At 71.7% G+C, this 22,711-nt stretch carries 15 protein-coding genes and 1 pseudogene; 7 read left to right on the forward strand and 9 right to left on the reverse strand.

From position 1 onward, the window contains the following. The first annotated feature begins 40 nt into the window (after positions 1–40). Genes AB0G28_RS10010 through pcaB form a run of 3 tightly spaced genes read left to right on the forward strand, consistent with a single transcriptional unit; the run spans position 41 to position 4,978 of the window. Entirely contained in the window at positions 41–1,621 is a 1,581-nt protein-coding gene (locus tag AB0G28_RS10010) for an AMP-binding protein (protein ID WP_361085635.1), read from the forward strand. Beyond that, on the forward strand, positions 1,608–3,575 hold the full coding sequence (locus AB0G28_RS10015) for an FAD/NAD(P)-binding protein (protein ID WP_361085637.1): 1,968 nt from the start codon (positions 1,608–1,610) through the stop codon (positions 3,573–3,575). The genes AB0G28_RS10010 and AB0G28_RS10015 overlap by 14 nt, the downstream gene beginning before the upstream one ends. Further along, the gene (pcaB, locus tag AB0G28_RS10020) at positions 3,572–4,978 is read left to right on the forward strand and encodes a 3-carboxy-cis,cis-muconate cycloisomerase (protein ID WP_361085640.1); all 1,407 of its coding nucleotides are present in this window, start codon (positions 3,572–3,574) and stop codon (positions 4,976–4,978) included. Before AB0G28_RS10015 ends, pcaB begins: the two co-directional genes overlap by 4 nt. Positions 4,979–5,046: 68 nt before the next feature. Here the strand turns inward: pcaB and AB0G28_RS10025 are convergent, their stop codons facing one another. From AB0G28_RS10025 to AB0G28_RS10045, 5 genes are read right to left on the reverse strand one after another with little or no spacing between them, the layout of a single operon-like run. Beyond that, positions 5,047–5,619, reverse strand: coding sequence for an NAD(P)H-dependent oxidoreductase (locus AB0G28_RS10025; RefSeq protein WP_361085643.1), 573 nt, complete (start codon positions 5,617–5,619; stop codon positions 5,047–5,049). A 55-nt stretch (positions 5,620–5,674) separates the two neighbouring features. Continuing rightward, on the reverse strand, positions 5,675–7,582 hold the full coding sequence (locus tag AB0G28_RS10030; RefSeq protein WP_361085646.1) for an anthranilate synthase family protein: 1,908 nt from the start codon (positions 7,580–7,582) through the stop codon (positions 5,675–5,677). Positions 7,583–7,598: 16 nt separating this feature from the next. Beyond that, positions 7,599–8,270 (reverse strand): isochorismatase family protein, encoded by a 672-nt coding sequence (locus AB0G28_RS10035; RefSeq protein ID WP_361085649.1) that lies wholly within the window; start codon positions 8,268–8,270, stop codon positions 7,599–7,601. Positions 8,271–8,289: 19 nt separating this feature from the next. After that, the gene (locus tag AB0G28_RS10040; RefSeq protein ID WP_361085651.1) at positions 8,290–9,060 is read right to left on the reverse strand and encodes a 2,3-dihydro-2,3-dihydroxybenzoate dehydrogenase; all 771 of its coding nucleotides are present in this window, start codon (positions 9,058–9,060) and stop codon (positions 8,290–8,292) included. Between the two features lie 37 nt (positions 9,061–9,097). Continuing rightward, positions 9,098–10,267 carry a 3-deoxy-7-phosphoheptulonate synthase gene (locus AB0G28_RS10045; protein WP_361085654.1) on the reverse strand — a complete coding sequence of 390 codons (1,170 nt, stop codon included), beginning with the start codon at positions 10,265–10,267 and terminating at the stop codon, positions 9,098–9,100. Positions 10,268–10,513: 246 nt separating this feature from the next. Here AB0G28_RS10045 and AB0G28_RS10050 point away from each other — a divergent pair, with 246 nt between their 5' ends. Next, a complete protein-coding gene (locus AB0G28_RS10050) occupies positions 10,514–11,644 on the forward strand; it encodes a transaldolase family protein (protein WP_361085657.1) in 1,131 nt (376 codons plus the stop codon). A 34-nt stretch (positions 11,645–11,678) separates the two neighbouring features. Here the strand turns inward: AB0G28_RS10050 and pabB are convergent, their stop codons facing one another. Beyond that, positions 11,679–13,793 carry an aminodeoxychorismate synthase component I gene (gene pabB / locus AB0G28_RS10055; RefSeq protein WP_361085660.1) on the reverse strand — a complete coding sequence of 705 codons (2,115 nt, stop codon included), beginning with the start codon at positions 13,791–13,793 and terminating at the stop codon, positions 11,679–11,681. Positions 13,794–13,847: 54 nt separating this feature from the next. Then, a complete protein-coding gene (locus tag AB0G28_RS10060) occupies positions 13,848–14,654 on the reverse strand; it encodes a class I SAM-dependent methyltransferase (protein ID WP_361085663.1) in 807 nt (268 codons plus the stop codon). Between the two features lie 221 nt (positions 14,655–14,875). Between AB0G28_RS10060 and AB0G28_RS10065 the strand changes: the two genes are divergently transcribed. After that, the gene (locus tag AB0G28_RS10065; protein ID WP_361085666.1) at positions 14,876–16,885 is read left to right on the forward strand and encodes a GAF domain-containing protein; all 2,010 of its coding nucleotides are present in this window, start codon (positions 14,876–14,878) and stop codon (positions 16,883–16,885) included. Here AB0G28_RS10065 and AB0G28_RS10070 read toward each other — a convergent pair. Then, on the reverse strand, positions 16,873–18,081 hold the full coding sequence (locus tag AB0G28_RS10070) for a transposase (RefSeq protein WP_361085669.1): 1,209 nt from the start codon (positions 18,079–18,081) through the stop codon (positions 16,873–16,875). The two genes, AB0G28_RS10065 and AB0G28_RS10070, sit on opposite strands and share 13 nt — an antisense overlap. A gap of 399 nt (positions 18,082–18,480) precedes the next feature. Here AB0G28_RS10070 and AB0G28_RS10075 point away from each other — a divergent pair. Both AB0G28_RS10075 and AB0G28_RS10080 read left to right on the forward strand, forming a co-directional pair. Next, a pseudogene (locus AB0G28_RS10075) lies at positions 18,481–19,465 on the forward strand (DJ-1/PfpI family protein). 33 nt (positions 19,466–19,498) lie between these two features. Next, positions 19,499–19,840, forward strand: a complete 342-nt coding sequence (locus tag AB0G28_RS10080; protein ID WP_361085672.1) for a hypothetical protein — start codon at positions 19,499–19,501, stop codon at positions 19,838–19,840. Between the two features lie 431 nt (positions 19,841–20,271). Here the strand turns inward: AB0G28_RS10080 and AB0G28_RS10085 are convergent, their stop codons facing one another. After that, a complete protein-coding gene (locus AB0G28_RS10085; RefSeq protein ID WP_361085675.1) occupies positions 20,272–22,587 on the reverse strand; it encodes a BTAD domain-containing putative transcriptional regulator in 2,316 nt (771 codons plus the stop codon). Positions 22,588–22,711 lie beyond the last annotated feature (124 nt).

Here is a 22,711-nt window from a genome sequence, read left to right on the forward strand (position 1 = left end):
CGTCCACCGAATTCCCGTAGGCGCAAGAAAGGCGAAGCACGTGATTCTGCAACGCATCGGCAACAAAGGGATCCGGCTGGGCACGCTGTTCGACCGGGCGGCCGCCCGGCACCCGGCGAACCCGGTGATCCTCGACCACGACCTGGACATCGCTCCGCACGGGGGCCGCCGGTGGACCGTGACGGGGATCGCGGACCTGGTGGCCGACTTCGCGTCCCGGCTCTGGGCGGCCGGGATCCGCCCCCGTGACCGGGTGGTCGTCCACAAGACCGACGGCTTCGACATCACCCTGCTCGCCTGTTCGATCGCGCGGACCGGTGCGATTCCCGTGCTGCTCTCGCCGAAGCTCGACGGGGCGACGGTCGTGGAGCTGCTGCGCCGGCTGGACCACCCGGTCCTGGTGACCGATCAGGCCAAGCTCGAGTCGTCCCTGCCGGCCGAGGTGTTCGACCTCACGCGGCTGACGCTGCTCGCGTCGGGCAGCCACCCCGGCACCACCGAACTCGCCGCCCTCGCCGGCGCCGAGCGCGTACCGCCGGTGCGGATGCCCCCGAACCACCCGACGCTCGTGACCCACACCTCGGGCACGACGGGAACGCCCAAGCTGGCCGTCCACACCGGACACACCTTCCAGGCGCGCTACCGCCCGCAGGCCACGTTGGCCTCGCTCGCCGGGCGGCGGGAACCGCTGGCGATCCACGTTTCGTTCGTGCACTCCCGGCTGTTCACGGCGATGCCGATCGGCGTGCTGCAGGGACATCCGCTGATCATCCTCGCGGACGACGACCCCGCCGCGGTCGGCGAGATCTTCGCCGAGACACCGCCCGGCATGATCGAGGCGCACCCGAACACCTTCGTGAAGTGGGAAGAACTCGCCGACGACCCGGCCAAGCCGCTGGCGAACGTCAAGTACTTCAGCAGTACCTTCGACGCCATCCACCCGCGGACGGTGCACCGCCTGCTGGCCGCGTCGGAACGCCGGTCGCCCCAGTTCGTGCAGATGTACGGGCAGAGCGAGGTGGGCCCGATCGCGGGACGCACGTACACCAAGAAGCGGGGCATGGCCAACGGCCGGTGCGTCGGCATCCCCTTCCCCGGGATGACCGGGGTGCGGATCGTGAGCCGGGACGGGAAGAAGCCGTCGCCGTCCTCGCCCGGTGACATCGAGGTGCGCAGCGACGGCCGGATCGTCACGTACGTGGGCGAGCACGGGCGCTGGGAGAAGCAGGTGCACGACGGCTGGTGGAAGATGGGGGACGTCGGGTTCCGGACCAAGTGGGGCTGCCTGCACCTGCTCGACCGCGCGGTCGACGTGATCCCGGGCATCGACAGCACCCTGGCCATGGAGGACGCCCTGCTCGCGCGGGTTCCCTCGCTCGTCGAGGTGATCATCATCCCGAACGAGGACGGGCTGGCGGTGCCGGTCGTGTGCACGAAGGACGACGTGCCCCTCGACCCGGCCGAGTGGAAGGCGGCGATGGCGGACCTGCCGCCGACGGCCGATCCCGTCCAGTGGCGGCTGAACGACCTGCCGCACACGGCGACCACGAAGATCAAGCGTCTCGAGCTGGCCCGGTTGCTGGCGACCGGGAGCAACGGAGCCGGGCATGACCACCAGTGACGTCGAAATCTGCGTCATCGGCGCCGGGCCGCGCGGCTTGTCCGTGCTGGAACGGCTGTGCGCCAACGAACGCCGCTCCCCGTCGCATTCCTCGGTGACCGTGCACGTCGTCGACTCGGCACCGGCGGGTGCCGGTGCCGTGTGGCGCACCGATCAGTCGCGGCACCTGCTGACCAACACCGTCGCGTCGCAGATCACGGTCTTCACCGACGACAGCGCCCGGATCGACGGGCCGATCGAGCCGGGACCGAGCCTGTACGACTGGGCCGCGAGCCTGGCCCTGCTCGGCGAACCGGGCGACTACGACGCCGAGGTGCTGGCCGAGGCACGCGCCCTGGAGCCGAACTCGTATCCGAGCCGCGCCTTCTACGGCCACTACCTGCGTGACGCGTTCCAGCGGATCGCGGCGGAAGCCCCGCCCCACCTCACGGTGCGCGTGCACCACTCGCGGGCCGTCGCCATCGCCGACACCCACGGTGTCGCCGGTGGGCCGCAAGGTGTCCGTCTCCTGAACGGCACGCGGCTCAACCACTTGGACGCGGTCGTGCTGGCCCAGGGCCATGTACCCGCCCGCCTGTCCTCTCGCGAGGCGAGAACGGCGAGCCTGGCGCGGATCCACCACCTCACCTACGTCACTCCGGAGAACCCGGCCGACGTCGATCTGGACGCGATCCAGCCCGGCCGGCCGGTTCTGCTGCGCGGGCTGGGCCTCAACTTCTTCGACCACATGGCGCTCCTCACGGCCGGCCGCGGCGGAACGTTCGTCCGCGAAGGCGATCGCCTGGTCTACCGGCCGTCCGGGCGGGAGCCGCGGCTGTACGCGAGCTCCCGCCGCGGCGTCCCGCACCACGCGCGGGGCGAGAACGAGAAAGGGGCGTTCGGCCGCCACCTGCCCTGGGTGCTGACTCCCGAGGTCATCGCCGGCCTGCGCGGCCGGGCGGCCGCGGGCGAGGAGGTCCGGTTCGACACCGACGTCTGGCCGCTGATCGCGCGGGAGGTCGAGTGCGTGTACTACTGCACGCTGTTCGAATCCCGGGGCCTCGGCACCACCGGCCAGGACCTCCTCGACGAGTACCTGACGCTGCCGATCGGGCAGGACCCGGGCCGGCTGCTGGACAGGTACGGCGTCGAGCCGGAGGACCGGTGGGACTGGGACCGGCTGGCCCGGCCCCACCTCGGACGGCGGTTCGCCGACCGGGCCGAGTACCGGACCTGGCTGCTGGAGTACCTGGCCCGCGACGTCCGGCACGCGCGGGCGGGCAACGCCAGCGACCCGCTCAAAGCGGCGCTCGACGTGCTCCGGGACCTGCGCAACGAGATCCGGCAGGTGGTCGACCACGGCGGAGTCGCGGGCTCGTCGTACCGGGACGACCTGCAGCGCTGGTACACCCCGCTCAACGCCTACCTGTCCATCGGGCCGCCCGTCTCCCGGATCGAAGAGATGATCGCCCTGATCAGGTGCGGCATCCTGGAGATCCTCGGCCCGGGCACGCAGTTCCGCATCGACATCGACGACCCGGCCTTCGTGGCCGAGTCGGACCTGGTCGCCGGTCCGCCGGTCCGGGCGGGCGTCCTGATCGAAGCCCGGCTGCCGGAGCCCGACCTGCGCCGCACGAACGACCCGCTGCTGCGGCACATGCTCGACACCGACCAGTGCAGCTCGTACCGCATCCCGGACGTGCACGGAACCAACTACGAGACCGGCGGGCTCGCGGTGACCGGCCGCCCGTACCACGTCGTGGACGCGCGGGGGCACGCCCATCCCCGCCGGTTCGCCTACGGGGTACCGACCGAGTCGGTGCACTGGGTGACCGCGGCGGGGATCCGCCCCGGCGTGGATTCGGTGACGCTCGGCGACTCCGACGCGATCGCCCGGGCCATCCTCGGCCTGCCGCCGGTGGCCCACGCGCCGGCGGACGCGGTCGACGTCAACGTCGGCGGGGTGATCGTGTGACGACCCCACCCGACGCGGCCACGATCGACGCCGGGCTGCTGTCGCCCGTGCGGGCGGGCACGCCGATCGAGGCGGCGGTCAGTGACACCGCCTGGCTGCAGGCCATGCTCGATGCCGAAGCGGCCCTCGCCCGCGCGCAGTCCCGGATCGGGACCGTGCCGGCGTGGGCCGCCGAGGCCATCACCGGCGCGGCCCGGGCCGGGCGGTTCGACCTCCGGGCCCTGGCGGTCGCCGCACGCGAATCGGCCAACCCCGTCGTCGGTCTCGTCGCGGCGCTGACCCGGGCCGTCCACCCGGACGCGGCCGAATACGTGCACCGGGGTTCGACGAGCCAGGACATCCTCGACACCGGCGCCATGCTGGTCGGCCGGCGGGCCCTGGAGATCATCCGGGCCGATCTGGCCACGATGGCGGAGGGGTTGCACCACCTCGCGCGGACGCACCGGGACACGCTCATGGCCGCCCGGACGCTGGCCCTGCACGCGGTGCCCACGACCTTCGGCCTGAAGGTCGCCGGCTGGCGGGAGCTCGTGCTCGACGCCCACCGGCGGATCGGCCGGGTCCTGCACGACGGCCTGCCCGTCGCGCTCGGCGGTGCCGCCGGCACCCTGGCCGGATACCTGGAGTACGCCGGGGACGGCCGGGCGGGCGATCGGGGCGGCTACGTGGACGAGCTGGTCGACGCGTTCGCCGGCGAGACCGGGCTGGCCCGGCCCGCGCTGCCGTGGCACGTGCGGCGCACTCCGGTCGCCGACCTCGCTGGCGTGCTCGCGTTCACCGCCGGTGCGCTCGGGAAGATCGCGGTCGACGTGCTGCTGCTGACCAGGACCGAAACCGGGGAGCTCGCGGAGCGGGCGGCGCCCGGGCGCGGCTCGTCGTCGGCCATGCCGCAGAAGCGGAACCCCGTGCACGCCACGCTGGTGCGCAGCGCGGCCCTCCAGGTCCCGGTGATCGCGGCGGGGCTGACCCAGTGCCTGGTCTCGGAGGACGAACGTTCGGCGGGAGCGTGGCACGCCGAGTGGCAGCTGCTGCGCGAGTGCCTCCGGCTGACCGGGGGTGCCACCCGCACCGCCGTCGAGCTCACCGAAGGCCTCGAGGTGCGTCCGGACCGCATGCTGCACAACCTCGGGCTCACCGGAGGCCAGGTGGTTTCCGAGCGCGTCGCGGCCGTGCTGGCCGCCCGGCTCGGCAGGCGGGCGGCCAAGGAGCTGGTCGCCGAAGCCGCGGCCACCGCGAGCTCGACCGGCCGGCCGCTGCACGAGGTCCTGGCGGCTGCCCCGGAGCTGGCCGGCCGCTTCAGCGCCGGGGAGCTGGAAAGCCTCGGCGATCCGGCCGCCTACGTCGGCGCGGCCGGCGCGCTGGTCGACCGGGTGACCCGGGCGGAGAGCGACGTGAACGGCTGAGCCGCCACGCGAAAACGGGTGCTGCCGAAGCAGCACCCGTTTTCTTCGCGCGAGTCCGTTGTGGACGATCAGCTTTCGTACGGGTCCTTCTCCCTGGCGTCCTTCAGCGCCCGGCACCACCAGGCGAGCTGGTCGAGCAGGCGCTTCGCGCGGGCGGCCCACCGGGCCTCGTCGCAGCGCAGCCCGCCCGGGGCGAACTCGTCCCACGGGTCGCTGATGCTCACCGTTTCCCGCAGGGTCATCGCGTGCGCCTCGGCGAAGACCGGGCGCAGCTGCTCGACGGCGCGCGAACCGCCCGACTGCCCGCCGTAGGACACGAAACAGACCGGCTTGGCCTGCCACTGGCCGGTGTTCCAGTCGATCGCGTTCTTGAGCGCGGCGGGATAGCCGTGGTTGTACTCGGGCGTGACGACGGCGAACGCGTCCGCCTCGGCGAGCCGGGCGGCGAACGCGTCGCCGTCGTGGTCGGCCGTGCTCGACATGTCGAGCGGCAGCCTGATGTCCGCGAGATCGACGACGTCGAGGTCGAACCGGCCGTGCCGGCCCGCCTCGCCGGCGAACCAGCGAGCCACCCTGGGGCCGACCCGGCCTTCCCGGACGCTTCCGATGAGCACGGCGAGCCGCATGGTGTCTCCTGTCATGCCACCGAAACTAGAGCGGCGGCGGCCGGTGGTGAAGCGCGCCGGGCGCACCCTGTCAGGTCGGCGAGGGTTCCGGCAGTGTTTCCAGCAGCCGCGAGACGAACCCGGCGATGATGCGGTCGCCGTTCATGCTGAGCACCGACTCGGCGTGGAACTGCATGGACGAGAAGAACGGCCCGCGCAGTGCGTGCACCTCGCCGGTCGCGCTGTCGCGGCACACCTCGATCGCGCCGATGCCCTCGCGCTCGATCTCGTCCCGCGGGCTGTCCGCGGCGAAGGTGTTGTAGAACCCGACCCGTTCCCGCGAGCCGAACAGGTCGATCTCCTTCTGCACGCCCTGGTTCGGCTCGGGCCGGCGGGCGACCTCCAGGCCGAGCCGCAGGCTGAGCACCTGGTGGCTGAGGCAGACCGCGAGGAAGGGCCGGCGCTCGGCGAGCAGCGTGCCGATGGCCGAGCGCAGGTGGGCGAGCTTGGGGTGGTCCCGGTCGTGGGGGTCGCCGGGACCGGGACCCATCACCACGAGGCCGTAGTCGTCGAACGAGTACGGCTCGTCGAACCGGCGCACCGTCACCGCCAGGCCGAGGGACCGGAGCTGATGGGCGAGCATGGACGTGAAAGTGTCCTCGGCGTCGACGACCAGCACCTCTCGGCCGGCGAACTCCGGTCGTGGCCGGGGCCGGTGCGTGCTTTCGGCCAGCCAGAACCCGGCGAGCCGGGTGTTGCGGCCGTGCAGGGCGGCGCACACGCTGGGGTGGTCGCCGAAGCGAACCGGTCCGCCCGCTTCGATCGCGGTCCGCAGCCCGGCCGCCTTGGCGCGGGTCTCGGCGACCTCCGAGGCGGGATCCGAATGGCGGACGAGCGTGGCCCCGACCCCGATGCGCATCCGGCCGGCCCGGTCGATGTCCGCGGTCCGGATGAGGATGGCCGAATCCAGGGTCCGGCCGCCCGCGTCGCGGCCGATCAGCGCGATGGCCCCGCTGTAGTAGCCGCGGCCGTGCGGTTCGTAGCGGGCGATGACGCGGCACGCGCTTTCCAGCGGGCTCCCGGTCACCGTCGGGGCGAACAGGGTGTCGCGCAGGATGGTGCGCGGGTCGCGGTCGGTGCGTCCCCGGATGAAGTACTCGGTGTGCGCGAGCCGCGCCATCTCCTTGAGGTACGGGCCCACGACGCGGCCGCCGGAGTCGCAGATCCGGGCCATCATCTTCAGCTCTTCGTCGACGACCATGAACAGCTCGTCCGCTTCCTTGCGGTCGGCCAGGAACGTCATCACGCCGGCCAGGTCCGGCCCGGCCGGCGGGTAGCGGTAGGTCCCGCTGATCGGGTTCATCACCGCGGTACCGTCGTGCACGCTGATGTGCCGCTCGGGAGACGCGCCGACGAAGGTCCGCGACCCGGTGTGGACGACGAAGGTCCAGTAGGCGCCGTTCTCCTGTTCGAGGAGGCGGCGCAGCAAGGTCAGGGCGACGCGCGGCGGGTGGCCGGTGATCTCGGCGGTGAACGAGCGTTTGAGCACGAAGTTGGCGCCTTCGCCGGTGCCGATCTCGTCGGTGACGATCTTCCGGACGGTTTCGGCGTACGTCTCGTCGTCGACGTCGAAGTGCTCGTCCGCCAGGGTGATGGGTTCGTCCGGCAGCCGGTGCATCGCCTCGGCCAGCGGCAGCCGGTCCTGGCCGGTGACGGTCATCGCGATGAGCGGCGATCCGTCGTCCACGCAGGCGAACCCGCGCTCGGCGATCTGCCGGTACGGGATGACGACGAGCGCCTCCTGCCGCGGCTCGCCGCGGTGCTCGCCATCCGGTTCCGGGAGGGGCACCTGCGCGATCGTGTCCGGTGTGGACACTTCGCCGACGAGGACTTCCAGTGCGGGCGGGCCGTTCGTCTCCGGGCGGTACAGCAGGGCGAACGGGGGAGGGGTCGGCTCGAGGATCTTCGCGAGCAGGGCTTCTCCGTGGTCGCCGCTCATCGTGATCTCCTTCCGGTCAGCACGGACCTGTCGGGGCGGTGTCGCTCGCGGGCGTCGTCAGGTGGGCGAGAATGGTGCTCGTGGTCGCCACGACGGCACAGCGGCTCGCCGCGTACTCCATGGTCAGCCGGTGGTGACCGGGGGAGAAGTCGGCCACCGCGTCGGCGACCAGGAACGTCTGGATGTCGTTGGCGAAGGCCTCGAGCGCCGTGGCCAGGACCCCGACGTGCCCGTACACGCCACAGACGATCAGCTGGTCGAGACCGTGGTCCCGCATCCGCGCCAGCAGGTCGGACCGGGAGAAGGCGCTGTAGCGCCACTTGGTGAACACCCAGTCGTCCGGAGCAGGCGTGAGCGGCTCGACGATCTGCCGGTCCGCCGGGTCGACGCGCATTCCCGGGCCCCAGAAGTCCCGCAGCAGCCCGCGTTGCCCCTCGGTCATGCCTCCGGGCTGGGCGGTGTAGGCCACTTGCGTGCACGACCGGCGGCAGGTTTCCCGCAGCATCGCCACGTTGCGGACGAGCGCGTCCCCCGGCTGGCGGCCGGACGGGAACGGCTGCAGGAAATAGCGCTGCATGTCGTGCACGAGCAGCAGGGCCCGGTCCGGGTCCGCGGTCCACGTGGCGGTGTTGCCGGGCAGGTCGGCCTCGGCCGGCATCGGGTAGGGCGCTATCACGGGGATGCCCACGTGTTCTCCTCTCACTCGCTCAGACGCCGAGCGTGGCGCCGCCGTCGACGGTCAGGTTGTGCATGGTGATGTGCCCGGCCTGGTCGGAAAGCAGGAAGGCGACCGCGTCGGCGACGTCCGCCGGGCGGGCCAGCTTGCCGAGCGGGATGCCCACCCGGTGGGCGTCGAGGCGCCCGCCGATGGTCGCGTCCCGGTCCGCGTCGTCGCGCCACATCGAGCTGAGCATCGGCGTGTCGGTCGAGCCGGGAGCGACGAGGTTGCAGCGGATCCCGTACTGGGCCACCTCCAGGCCGAGGCACTTGGTGAACGCCGTCGCCGCCGCCTTGGACGCCGCGTAGGCGGCCATCGCGGTCCGCGCGGTCCCGGCCGCGTTCGACGCCACGGTGACGATCGCCCCCTTGGCCCGGGGCACCATCCGGTTCACCGCGGCCCGGGACATCAGGAAGACACCGTTCGCGTTGACCGCGAAGGTTTCCGCCCAGGCCTGGTCGGTGAGGTTCCGCACCTCGCCCAGCCGCAGCACCCCGGCGGCGTTGACCAGGAACTCGAGCGGCCCCAGTCCTCGTTCGACCGCGTCGACGACTTCCTCGACCTCGTGGACGCTCGTGACGTCGGCGGGACACGCCACCACGTCCAGCTTGTCCGCGGTCAGCTTCGCCACGGTCTCGTGCAACCGGGCCACGTCCTGGTCGACCGCCGCGACCACGGCGCCGCGCTCACCGAGCGCACGCGCGACAGCGGTTCCGATCCCGCTCGCCGCACCGGTGACGACGGCCACCTTGCCATCCATTGCAGACCTCCTGAGGTTCCGGGAGAGGGAAGAGCGGTCAGCCCCGCCACGCGGTCACCACCGACACCGCCTGTGCCGGGTTGAGCCGCGGATCGCAGAAGCTGGTGTACTTGGTTCCGGCGTCCCCCATGCAGGACTCGTCGCGGACGCATTCGGTGACTTCGTCGGGAGTGCTCTCCAGGTGAAGCCCACCGGGAACGCCGCCGCCGGCCCGCACGGCCGACTGGAACTGCTCGACCTCTCGCACGATCGTGTCCAGCAGCCGCGTCTTGAGGCCGTCCTGCGCGGTGACGGTGTTGCCGTGCATGGGATCGGTGAGCCAGATGACCGGATGTCCCGCGGCTTGCACGGCCGCGACGAGCGGCGGCAGCCGCTCGGCCACGGAATCGGCGCCCATCCGCGCGATGAGGGTGAGCCGGCCCAGCTCGCGCCCGGGGTCGAGCCGTTCGCAGAGGGTGAGCAGCTCGTCGGCCCGCATGGCCGGGCCCACCTTGCAGGCGACCGGGTTGACGACCTTGGCGAGCAACGCGACGTGGGCGCCGTCGACCTGGCGGGTCCGCTCGCCGATCCACGGCCAGTGCGTGGAGGTGAGCAGCCACCGCCCCTCTTCGTCGCGGCGCGTCATCGGGATCTCGTAGTCGAGCAGCAGCGCCTCGTGGCTCGTCCACACCGGCGGGTCGATCGCCGACCGGCCGGACGGTCCCCACCAGCCGAGGTGGTGCATGGCGTCACTGGCGGCCCGGTAGCCGGCCAGCAGCCGGTCGGGGTCGGGCCGGCGGCGGTCGGGATCGGGTTCCGGGCAGTTGACCATGTGTCCCCGGTAGACGGGGAGCTCGCAGTCCCCGACCCACTCGGTCGGCTTCGAGCGCGGCTTGGCGAACTGGCCCGCGATCCGGGCCGACCGGAGTACCGGCTTGTGCGTGATCAGCTTCATGGTGCCGGCGAGCACGTCGAGCAAACCCGCTTTGCGGGCGATGTACCCGGCCGTGCACTCCGCGGGGTCCTCCGCGCAGTCGCCCGCCTGGACCACATGGGCTTCCGCCGTGGCGACCTTGACGAGCAGGCTGCGCAGCCGGCGGGTGTCCGCGGCGGAGACCAGCGCGGGCCGGGCCGCCAGCTCTTCCCGCACTCGCTGGACCTGGGCCGCGTCCTCCCACTCCGGTTGCTGCGGAGTCGTTTCCCTCCGGACATCGAGTAGAGCTTCCACTGGTGTCTCCCAATACGATCGGACCCCTGTGCGCGAAAAGGGTGGTAGCTGTTCCTGGTTCGCCTCGCCGACTGTGTGGATAGTGAACGGGGGGACGGCCGGGCTCCGCGACCGGCCCGGTGCTACGTCGTCAGGTCGGTGCTACTGCGTCAGGTCGGCCGACGTGACACAGTCGGGCGGCTCGGCAGGGGGAGCCGGGGCCTCGGCGCCTACGCTGGGTTATCGAGGTTCGTCGAGAGAGGAGCCATGGCCGAAGCAGAGAACGACGGGATCCGGCGGCTGGCCGCCGAGGGCGTCTCACCGTGGCTGGATGGCACCTCCCAGGAACTGCTCAGGTCCAGCCGGCTGATGTCCCTCATCGAGGAAGGCGTGCTGCGCGGGGTGACGTCCAATGTGGACACCCTGAGTGCGGCGGTGGCGGACGACTGGCACTACCGCGAGCGGCTGAAGTCGCTGGCCGAGCGGAAGGTGTCCGCCGAACTGGCCGTGCGGTCGTTGTCCGCCTACGATGCCCGCTTGGCCTGCGCCGAGCTGCGGCCGCAGTTCGAGACCGGTGGCCAGCTCGACGGCTGTGTGTCGATCGACCTGGGGCCGGTGCCGGCGGGGGACGTCGAGCCGGCCGTCCGGGAGGCAGTCGAACTTTCCCGGCTGGTGAACCGGCCGAACCTGCTGGTCAAGATCCGGGCCGCCGAGCAGACCCTGCACGTCATCAGGAAGTGCCTGGGCGCCGGGATCGGCGTGCACGTCTCGGACATCGTCTCCGTGCGCCGGTACCGCGATGTCCTCGACGCCGGTTTCGACGGCCTGGAGCTCGCCGCCGACATCGGCCTGCCGCTGCCCCGGATCGGGATGGTGACCTCGCTGCCGGTCGGCCGGATCGACGCGGAGTTCGACGCCCGCCTCGACGTCGTCGGCACGACGGCCGCACGGGCCCTCCGCGGCCAGGGTTCCCTCGCGATCGCCCGCCTGGCCTACGGGGTGTACGACCGGCGGCTCGGCACCGACCGGTGGCGAGCCCTGCGAGGTGCGGGCGCCCGCCCGCCGCGTCTCATGTGGACGGACACGGCCATGTCCGACCCGGCCCGTCCGGCCACCTGGTACGCCGACGAGTTCGTCGCCTGGGGAACGGCGAGTGCGATGTCGCCGGCCACCCTCGACGCGGTCGGCCGGGGTTCGAAGTTGCACGGGGACACGCTGACCGGCCAGGACGACCAGGCCTCGGCCGTGCTCGCGGAGTTCGAACGGCTCGGTGTTTCCGGCTCCGCGGTGGCCGACCGGCTCGACAGCACCACCGCGCGCAGGCACGCCCACGCCTGGCGGAAGCTCCGGGACCAGGTGTCGGTCCAGCTGCACGCGGCGGGCTGGACGCCGCACTGACCCCGCGGGCACCGGCGGCGCCTTCGCCTTCACCTCAGCGGCTTCCGGTCCCCGCCGGTCGCGTGCGGCCGGCCGATCCGGGAAACCCGGCGCCGGTGAGGCGCGCCATGGGTGCCGCCTTGACGGCGGTTTCCTCGAACTCGTCGTCGGGATCCGACAGCGCGGTGATCGCGCCACCGATCCCGTAGCGGACCCGGCCCGGCGTCACGACGGCGGTGCGGATGGCGACACTGAGATCGGCCGCGCCGGTCAACGAGAAATAGCCGATGGCCCCCGAGTACACCCCTCGGGCGCCACCTTCGAGCTCGTCCAGGATCCGCATCGTCCGCAGCTTGGGCGCGCCGGTCATCGACCCAGGCGGGAAGGCGGCCCGCACGCAGTCCATCGCGTCGTGGCCGGCGCCGAGCTTCGCCCGGACGGTGCTGACGAGCTGGTGGACCGTGGCGTAGGTTTCGACCTGGAAGAGCCCGGTCACCTCGACCGAACCCACCTCGGCGCAGCGCCCGAGGTCGTTGCGGGCCAGGTCGACGATCATGAGGTTCTCGGCGCGGTCCTTTTCGCTGCCGGCCAGGTCGGCCACGAGCTCACGGTCTTCCGGATCGGTGTGCCCGCGTGGCCGGGTTCCCTTGATGGGCCTGGTTTCCGCGACTCCCTCGCGATCGACGCGCAGGAACCGCTCGGGGGAGGTGCTGAGCACCGACACCTCGCCGAAGCCGAGCAGCGCGCCGAGGGCGGTGGGGCTCGTCCGCCTGAGCAGCCGGTAGCCCTGCCACGGGTCGACGCCCTCGGATTCCGCCATGTTGGTCAGGCACACTTCGTAGGTTTCGCCGGCGGCGATCTGCTGCCGGCAGTGGCCGATCATCCCCAGGTAGGAGCCGCGGTCGTGCCGCAGCCGCAGTTCGCCCGGCGGCCGCGGCGAAGACACCGGGCCCGGCTCGCGCCCGGCGAGCCGGCCGAGCCGGCTGGTGGCGTCGTCCAGCCAGGAGCGGGCCGCCCGCTCGTCGCCGTCCTCGGCGAGGGCGAGCAGGTAGGTGGTCCCGGTGTGGTGGTCGAGGACCACCGCGCGGTCGCTGAAAACCATGACGGCATCCGGCTGCTCCGACCGGTGCACCCGGTCGCCGCCGCACTCGGCCTTCAGCTCGTAGCCGAGGTATCCGACCCAGCCGAGCGCGAAGTCGAACGGCAGCTCGGGAACCTCGGTCCGGGTCCGGCGCAGGTCCCGCGCGAGCCAGGGCAGGAACTCGCCGCTGACGATCCGCGTGGCAGCCGGGCGGCCCGCGGCCGACGGTTCGACGGTGATCGTGCGAGTGAAGACGTCCGCCTTGGCCACCCGTCCGGCCGGGCCGTCGGCGTCGCCCATGATCGAGAACCGGCCCGCCGGGTCGTCCTGGCGGGTGCTGTCCAGCCAGTACGCGTGTCCGCTCCGGCGGAACAGCCCGTCGAACGCGACCTCGTCGTCCCACCTGGTGTCCAGCGTCCGCGTCAGCACCCGCAGCCGGCGCGGCCGGGTGTGCTCGTCCCGGAACCGGTCCGGCGCGACCACCACCCGAGGTGAACGCCGGGCGGGCCGGCGACGTCGCGCGGACAGGCACCGGAAGTTCTCGAGCAGCCGGTGCCCGTGGTGACTGCCGATCGACTCGGGGTGGAACTGCACGCCCCACAGCGGTCGTTCCCGGTGCTGCAGCCCCATCAGCACGCCGTCGCGCGTCCACGCGGTCGGCTCGAGCTCGGCCGGCAGCCCGTCCACCGCGAGCGAGTGGTACCGGACGACTTCGAACTGGGACGGCAACCCGGCGAACAGCTCGGTCCCGGTGTGCCGGATCGTCGAAACCCGGCCGTGGTAAGGCTCCGGCGCCCGGACCACCCGGCCGCCGTGCGCCGCGGCGAGCCCCTGGTGCCCGAGACAGACGCCCAGCGCGGGCAACCGCGAATGCCGCAGGACCTCGTGGCAGATCCCCAGGTCGGCCGGTCGTCCCGGGTGACCGGGCCCGGGCGACACGACGACGTTGTCGAACGCGTCCAGGTGCCCGGGCCGCCACCGCGGATCGTCGTTGACGACGACCTCGGGCTCCGTGCCGTTCACTTCGGCCAGGTACTGGAAAAGGTTGTAGGTGAAGGAATCGTAGTTGTCGATGAGCAGCGTGCGCACGGTTTCCTCGCGGTCGGTTGTGGTGGGCGGAAGATTGGCCGCGCCGGCCCGGTTTCACGAACCGAGGACGGCGGGCCGGGCGGCACGTGTCACGTCGACCAGCATGTGTTCGACGGCGACGTCGCCTTCCTGGATCACCTGGCTGTGCCTCATGTGCAGCGCGAGACCGTACTCTCCGGCGGTCCGGAGCAGGCCGGTCAGATCGCCCCTCGTGCTGAAGTGCAGCTGGATGACCCCGTCCGGGGTGAGCCAGCGCGGCGCTTCGGCGAGGAACCGGTGGTGCGTCCGGTAACCGGGGTCCACATAGGCCTGCTCGTGCGGATTCCGGAATTCGTATCCGGCGGGCGCGGCCACGTAGTTGGAGCTCCAGAAGATCGTGTCGAAACGTTCGTCCGGGTCGAGCCGGTCGAACAGGTCACTGTGCGTCGCCGTGAACCGGTCGCCGACGCCGTGCCGGGTGGCGTTCATGGCGGCGTTCCGGACCGCGGCGGGATTGATGTCGGTCGCGACCACCCGGTCGCACCCGGCCAGTGCCGCGGAAACGGCGATCAAGCCGGTGCCGCAACCGATCTCGAGGAAGGAACCGGTGCGTGGAGCGCCGGGCGATTTTCCCAGCCCGAGGAAATTCATCGCCACGTCCGTCGATCGCGAATAGATCGGAGCGAAGACATCGGGGAGCAGATCCCACTCGCGGTCGTACATCGTGAACACCGACGGGCGGTCGGGGCGGGTGCGCGCCCGATGGCTGCGCTCCAAGGAAAGCAGGTAGTTCTTGACGGCTTGCATCGTCGTCCCCTCGGTCGTCGTGATCGGTTTCGAGGAATAATCTTTGCCGGACGCGCACTTCGCGGGGAAGGTCACCTGGCAACACACCTGTCGGCGGCGGTGGTGACTGAATCACCGGTGTCGCGCTGATGGCGGACGTGGCGAGCCGGTTCGAAACGCGATCGTTGCCGTCGGCGGCGATTATCGAGCCGGATTGGTCTTCGGCGGGCCGTGTGATGCGGAAAATGATCAACGCGGCGCCCCGGTGGGCGTGTCCCGGTCAGTGGGAAATTCGCGGTTCGCGCCGGTAGCGGAAAGTGAATTTCGATGTGCCGGCGGGCGAGGCGTGGGGAAGATGCGTGTTGACCATGTATTCCGGAAAGCCGCACGGTACCATGCACGTAAGCGCCGGCGGGATGGGAAACATGTCTGATGAGCTGACTGTCCTGGAGCTCCTGGTCACCGAGGCCGCGCCCGGGCAGTTCGAATCGCTGGTGACCGAAGCCCGTCGAAGCGGTTCTGGCGCGCGCGTGGCGAATGTGGAGCGTGCCAAGCAGCTGGGGCTGGAAATCCGGTCTTTGCTGGAGCGGCGCCAACAACGCGAAGCCTCGCTGGCGGCCCTGGTCGACGCCGCGCGCGACCTGGCCGTGCCGGATGATCTCGACACCCTGCTCGTCCTCGCGACCAGACGGACGCGGCTGCTGCTGAACGCCGACATGGCCTACGTCAGCTTGCCCGACGAGAGCCGGGGCGACGTGGTCATCCGGGCCGCGGACGGGCACACCTCGACGCTCAGCGTGGGACTGAGACTACCGCGCACCGGCGGCATGGGCAGCACGGTCCTGGCGGATCCCTCGCCGTTCTGGTCGCCGGACTACCTTGCCGACGAACGCTTTCCGCACGACGAGCTGATCGACGAGGTGGTGCGGACGGAAGGCCTGCGCGCCGTGATGGCGGTACCACTGACCTTCGGCACCGAGACCTTCGGTGTGCTTTACGCCGCTGACCGGAGCGTGCGCCACTTCAAGGTGGACGAGATATCGCTGATGAGCGCTCTCGGCGGCCTGGTCGGCGTCACGATCGACCGGGCGGTGCGGTTCGGCAAAGCCGCCGAGGAGACGGCCGGCTTCCGCCGGAGCATTGCCGCCGCGGAGGCCGGGCTGGCGGGGCTCGGGGAGGTCAACGCCATCCATCGCCGGCTCATCGACGACGTCCTGGGCGGGAGCGACCTGTCCGGACTGGCCGACAAAGCGAGCGCGCTGCTGGACAGCGCCGTCCGGATAACGGCCGCCGACGGCGGGATCCTGGCCGCGTCCGGCGGAATGCCCGAAGAGCGGGAGAGCGCGCTGTCGGCCACGGTGGACGCGCACGTCGCCCGCGAAACCGTCCAGTTACCCGATGGCCGGTGGGCCGCACCGGTGTTCGCGGGGGAGGAGTACCTCGGCACGCTGCTCGTGCGTCCGAACGATGTCTTCACCGACCGCGACCGGCAACTGCTGCTGGTGGTCGCCCAGGCCGCCGGTGTCCGTCTGCTGCTGGACAGCAAGGCGGTCGTCGCGGACTCCGACACCCGCAGCGATCTGCTCGACGATCTGCTCGCGAGCACACCCCGTCCGCTGCGGCAGCTGAAGAGACGCGCCCGCAGACTGGGTGTCGATCTGGACGTGGCACACGTGATCGTCGTCGTGCGCGGGGACGGGTCGAGCCGGGGCAAGGGGGTGGTCTGGGCCGCGTCCTACGCCCATCGCATGGGCGGGCTGAGCACCACCAAGGACGGTGACAGCGTGCTGCTGTTGCGGGGAACGGATGCCGGCGCCGCGGCGCGGGCGGCGTTGAGCCAGCTGAAATCGCTGCTGGCGCCGCCGATGACCGTGAGTGGGGCCGGGCCGGTGTCCGACGCGGGCTCGGTCCGCCACCGTTTCCTGGAAGCCGTGCGGTGCCTCGACGCGATGGCCGTCATCGGTGCGACCGGCCGCGCGGCGTCGGCGAGCGAACTGGGCTTTCTCGGTGTCCTGCTTTCCGACAGCCCGGACGTCGACGGGTTCATCGGCACGACCATCGGGCCGGTGATCGACTACGACCGGCAGCGCTCCACCGAGCTCTGCCGCACCCTCGAAGCGTACTTCGAGACCGGCGGCAGCCCCACCCATTCGGCCCAGCGGCTGCACGTCCACGCCAACACCGTGGCCCGCCGCCTCGACCGGGTCGGTGAGCTGCTCGGGCCCGGCTGGCAGTCGCCGGGGCGGGCACTGGACATCCAGCTCGCGCTGAGGCTGTCGCGGCTGCGTCACCACTTCGAGGGTTCCGGGCCGGGTCACGACACCTGACTGGTCACGGCGTTGTCCCGGCGGGTGATGGCGGAGACGACGTGAGCGGCCGACGCGAGCGTCATGTGCCGGTGCCACCCGCCGAAGGAACGTCCCGCGAAGTCGCGCACGCCCACTTGGTCGGCGATGTTCGCGAAGTTGTGCTCGAGGCAGTCGACCAGCGTGGTCAACCGCGCGAGTGCGGTGAGGTCGGTGCCGGTCAGGTTGGTCAGCCAGAGCTGTGCGGGCCGCTTCTTGCCGACCTCGGCCGTCGCCAGGAGCAGGAGATCGCCCTGGCACGAGGAGAACGGCACTTCGCGGGGCAGCCGGACCCGGACACCGGCCACCAGCCGGGTGCGCGGGAGCGCGTCCGCACTGCCGTCCCGCCACGTCACCGGGCGCCGGAAGTGCTTGGCCGCCCTCGCGATGTGGTGCGCCGGCAGCACATCGGCGTGGTGCCCGGTCAGCGCCGGATCGGTCACCGCCAGCCGCACGCCGCCGTCGATCCTGGCCAGCACGGGAAGGTGTGCCGCACGCATCCTGCGCATGACCTTCGTGGCGTCCAGGTCACGGGCGTCGAGCACGACCGGCCGGGTGGGGAGTGCGGAGCGTGCCATCATGTCGAGGAAGGCGTTGATCGCGCAGTCGCTCATCGTCTCGCTGATCCTGGTGTCCGGGAGGGCGGCCCGGGCGCGCCGCTTCCGGTCGTGGTCCCACGCCCGCGGCAGGCACAACCGCCAGTTCACCGGGGTGCACAGCTCCTCGGACGCGGCCCAGACCCCGACCGCCCGCTGCGCGTTGAGCACGTGACCGATGTCGGCGAAGAACTGCCGGTCCACCCCGACCGAATGCTCCCCGGCCTTCGGGATGATCATGGGCCGCAGCACCCAGGCCTGCGGCGGCGCCACGCGGACCACGAACTCGGAAAGCGCATTCCGCACCGGCCCCCAGTCCCAGGTGGAGCTGCAGACGAAGTGGTGCAGGCTCTGTTCGGCGGCCTGTCTGCGGAACAGCGCCGCGATGTTGCGGATCGACTTGCGCCCGCTGGCGGCCAGCAGGCCGAACACGTACTCCATGCCCTTGCGGCGCTGGTCGCGGCGAGGCAACGTCCGGAACATCGCGGAACAGACCTCGGTGAGCAGCGCGTCGTGGATCCCGTAGGCGGACGCGCCGGTCAGCTCGCGATCACACTCCGGGTCGCGGGTAAGGACACTCATGACTCACTCCTCGGCTGACGGGCCGCTCCGGTCGGTTCGGAGCGCATCACCAACACTGCGCGGAGCGTCTCGCCTGGCCTAGATGCGCTCGGACCCGACTCCGGCGGCTTCGCGGTGACGACCGCACTGTCCGGGCCGTGCGCCGGCCGGGAGGACCGGCCGAGCGCCCCGGCCGACGTGTGGTCCCACCACCGTCCGAGCCCCCGCCGGCGGGTTACGGTTGTGCTCTCGCCATCGCGGTTGAAAGCGTTTGACGCGGGCGAGGGAACTCCCGGGCGAACGCTTTCAGCGCCGTTGTCGGCGCGCTGAGCTTCGGCGACGATGGTTCGGGGCCATCGGCGTTTCGGAGGTGGGGGAGGGGATGGCGGGTTGAGCACCCAGGACACGGCGACCCGGCGGGTGCTGGTCGTCGCCTACGACGACGCACAGATCCTCGATGTCGCGTGCTCGACCGCGACGTTCGAAATCGCGAACGAATACCGGGCGAGCCCCGCCGTACGCGATCGAGCTCGCGTCGGTGACCGGGAAACCGGTGCGCAGTTCGTCCGGGATCGGACTCACCGGGATCCGGCGGCTGGCGTCCGTGACCGGCCGGCTCGACACCATGCTGGTCGTCGGCGGCCACGGCACGCAGACGGCGATGACCGACGACGGGCTGCTGACGCAGGTGCGGCGCCTCGCGCCGCGCAGCAGGCGGATCGCGTCGGTGTGCACCGGCGCGTTCGTGCTGGCGGCGGCGGGTCTGCTCGACGGCCGCCGGGCGACGACGCACTGGGGCTACAGCGAGCTGATGGCGTCGGTGTTCCCGACCGTCACCGTCGACTCGGCCCCCCTCTACGTTCGCGACGGCAACATCTACACCTCCGCCGGCGTCACGAGCGCACTCGACCTCGCGCTCGCGCTGGTCGAGGACGACCACGGCCCCACGCTGGCCCGCGAGGTCGCGCGGGAAATGGTCGCCTACCTGCATCGGCCGGCCGACCAGGCGCAGATCAGCACGTTCCTGGCGCCGCCACCGGGCGACCGCGTCGTGCGGGACCTGGCGGGGTACATCGCCGCCCATCTCGCCGAGGACCTCAGCCCGTCGGCGCTGGCGGCTCGCGCCGGGATCAGCACCCGCCACCTCAACCGGCTGTTCACGAGCCAGTGGGGCGTCACGCCGGCGCACGCGGTTCGCGTGGCACGGACCGAAGCGGCCGCCCACCTGGTGCGCGGGAGCGAACTGTCCCTGGCCGCGATCGCCCGCCGCTGCGGGTTCCGGTCGCCGGAGACCCTGCGTCAGGCTTTCCTGAGCCACTACGGGATGACCGGGGACAGGATTCGCAGGATGGCGGACATGCCACCACCTCGGGACCGGGAGGTTCGCCGAAACTCTCCGCCGTAAGAACAACCCGCTTCGGACATCGGAGAGAAAGCCATGAGCACGAACAGCAAAGCGGTACGACGAGGACTGGGTCTGGCGGGCCTGGTGGTGGCGCTGGCGTTCAGCGCGGCCGCCACCGCCCAGGCCGCGCCGGCGGCGCCCGCCACGGCGACGTCGAGCGACGGGGTGACGGCCGACTGCACGTACGTGGCCATCAGGAACACCGTCGTCAGGAGCGGAGCGGGCGTGCAGTACCCGGTCGTGCGAACCAAGACGACGGGCCAGCACATGACCGGACCGGCCCCCTGCCTGGCCTTCAACGGCTGGTTCACGGTGTACCTGAGCACCGGCACCCTCGGCTACACGCCCGCGGCGGACGTCCGTTACGTCGGCTGATCGCCCCGGACCGCCCGCGGCCCCGCCGCCCGGGGGCCGCGGGCGGCCTCCGCCCCTCGGTGCCAGGAGCGGAAACCGCGCCACGACAAGGAGAACGGCGCCCGGTGGGTGGCCAGCTCCCGCCACCTGCGCCGACGGCGTACTCCTGCGCGGGGCAGCGGCCGAAGCGCTCGCGCCGGGTGCGCCCTGGATTGACATGTCGACATCCATGCGCTGCACGTGACACCGGCGTCGGACTGGGCGGGCGCGGCGATCGAGGCAGTTCGGGAAATCTCGGGGGCGATCGAGTTCAAGCTCTGCCGTCGGAAGCGGAGGTCGCCGAAATCCTGCATTCGGTTTACTGAGTTCCGCCCTACGGGCGGCGGCCTCCGGCCGCCTGGCGGAGCGTGGTGCTCCGGAAATGCCCCAGCAGTGACCCGGCGTGCCGATGGTCAACGTGGCCGGAGCTGTCGAACGTCCGCGCCATCGCAGTCGCCGCAGGGGCTCTCGGTGCGATGCGGCTCGAGCGCCGCGAGGAATTTCTCGGCCTGGTGGGCGAAAAGGCGGGCTTCGCGCTCAAGGGACAGTGCCCGTGCTCGCTCGGCGGCGGCACGGACGGTGTCGGCGGGCTCACCGCGGGCTTGGAGCAGCCGTGCTCGCAGCAGGAGGAGCATGCTCTCCGCGTCGCGCCGGCCGGTGGCCTCGAGGAAGAACTCGGCCCGCTCGAGAGCCGCCGCGGCGTCGTCCGGCAGTCCTGCCGCGAGCGACATCTCGCCGATCAGCCCGTAGTGGAACGGTAGTCCCCACTGCAGTGGGTCGAGCAGCGCCGGGTCATGGCCTGCCAGGGCCCGGTTGCCGACGACGACGGTGAGGACCGGCGGGGTTGGCGGTTCCGGCTCCGCGGGGACGGCCGGCGTGCGGATGCCGGCTGAGCCGGTGTGTCCGAGGGCATCCGCGATGAGCAGACGCAGCCGGCTCCCCCGCGAGGGCGGTGTGGTTTCGGCGACCGATTCGCGGACCAGGTCGTGGGTGAAGCGGAACGAGAACGGGTCGTCGGGAGCAGGGGTGAACAGACCGAGTGCGTCCAGGGGTTCGAGGCGGTCCAGGCAGGTCGCGATGTCCAGGCCGGCGGCTCGGGCAAGCAGGTCGAGGTCGACCTCGCGCCCGATGAACGCCGCGAGCCGGAGGAGATCGCGGGAGTCGTGGTCGAGGCCGGCCAGGCGGTCGTGGACGATGTCGTGCACGGTGGACGGCACGCCGGCTCGTGCGGCGTCCGCGGTGAGACGGCCTGCGAGCGACCGGGCAAGTTCCCGGACGAAGAACGGGTTGCCGGCGGTGCGGGCGTGGATGGTGCGGGCGGCCTCCGGATCGGGGTCCTGACCGGTCTCGCGGCGCAGGAGCTCGGCCACCTCGTCCTCGCCGAGCGGGCCGAGCCGGACGCGGTGATGGCCGGGGATCCGGCCGGCCGCGGCGAGCGTGCGCGTCAGCTCCCCGCGGTGGGCGGGCGCACGGTCGCGGAGCGCGCCGATGACCACGACACCCCGGGGCAGCCGAGCCGCCAGATGACCGAACAGCCGCAGTGCCGCGGCGTCGGCCCACTGCAGGTCGTCGATGACGAGCACGACCGGTCGCCGCGCCGAGACCTGGCCGATGACGGCGACGACCCGCTCGAACAGACCGAACCGGTCGCCCGGGCCGTTCTCGCGCGGACCGACGAGGTGGCGGAGTTCTCCGCTCAGGCTTTTCTCCCGCGCCGCGATGGGCAGGTCGTCGAGGACCGTGCCGATCGCCTGTTCCCACGGCCACATCGGCGGCGTGCTGTCGTCGTCGAGGCAGCGACCCCACGCGACGAGCGCGCCGCGTCGTTCCGCCTCGGTGGCGGCCTCCTCCAGCAGGCGCGTCTTTCCCACTCCGGGCTCGCCCTCGACGATGACGATCCCGCTACCGTCGGCGAATCCCGGCGCCACCGCCCGGTGCAGCACCGCGAGCTCCTCGACCCGGCCGACCAGACCGCTTACCCGCGGTGTCCCCGATGCGGGGGCTACGGCCCCGGTCCGGCACAGCACCCGTTGGTACGCGGCCCGGAGAGCAGGGCCGGGATCGATGCCGAGGTCCTCGGCGAGGCGCGTGCGTACCGTGTGGAACGCCGCGAGCGCTTCCGCCTGGTGCCCGGCCTCGGCCAACGCGGTGACGAGGCTCGCGTGCACCGACTCGTTCAAGGGCGCCATCGAGGCGGCCAGCCGCAAGGGCGGCAGTATTCGATGGGGGTGGCCCAAGGAGATCGCCAGGTCGGCAGCGGCACCGCACGCGTCGAGGAACTCCCCGTCGAGGGCGGTGAAGACGGGCATCGCCGCTGAACCGTGGGTGAGTCCATGGCCTGCGGGGCCCTGCCACAGTCCCAGCGCCTCGGCGTAGTGGTCGAGAGCGGTCTGGTCGTCGTGGCGGGTGAGGTGGGTTCTGGCGGTCTCGACGTGCCGGCGGAACGTGATCAGGTCGAGCATGCCGTGGGTGGTGGTGAGCCGGTAACCGTTTCCGTGCCGGTGCAGGTAAGAACCGGCATCGCGGGGCGGGAGTTCGGGTTCGAAGATCCGGCGCAGGGCACCGATGTACTTCTGGACGACGTTGACGGCGCTGGCGGGGGAGTCGTCGTCCCAGATCAGATCGATCAATACGCTCGCGGAGACCGGCCGGCCGCCGTGGGCCAGGAGCAGGGCGAGCAGGTAGGCCTGCTGGCGCGGGCCGGGGTCGAGTTCGACGCCGTCGCGCAAGAGTCGTAGCGGACCGAGAACCTGGAGACTCAGGGAGCTGCTCACGACCGGCTCAGCCTCGCCATCGATAGAGTGGGGACGGATGCCTCCCGGTATAGCGACGCGGGGATTGTCCAGCAGCTGT

Source organism: Amycolatopsis sp. NPDC021455 (assembly GCF_040640995.1).
Classification (GTDB): Bacteria; Actinomycetota; Actinomycetes; order Mycobacteriales; family Pseudonocardiaceae; genus Amycolatopsis.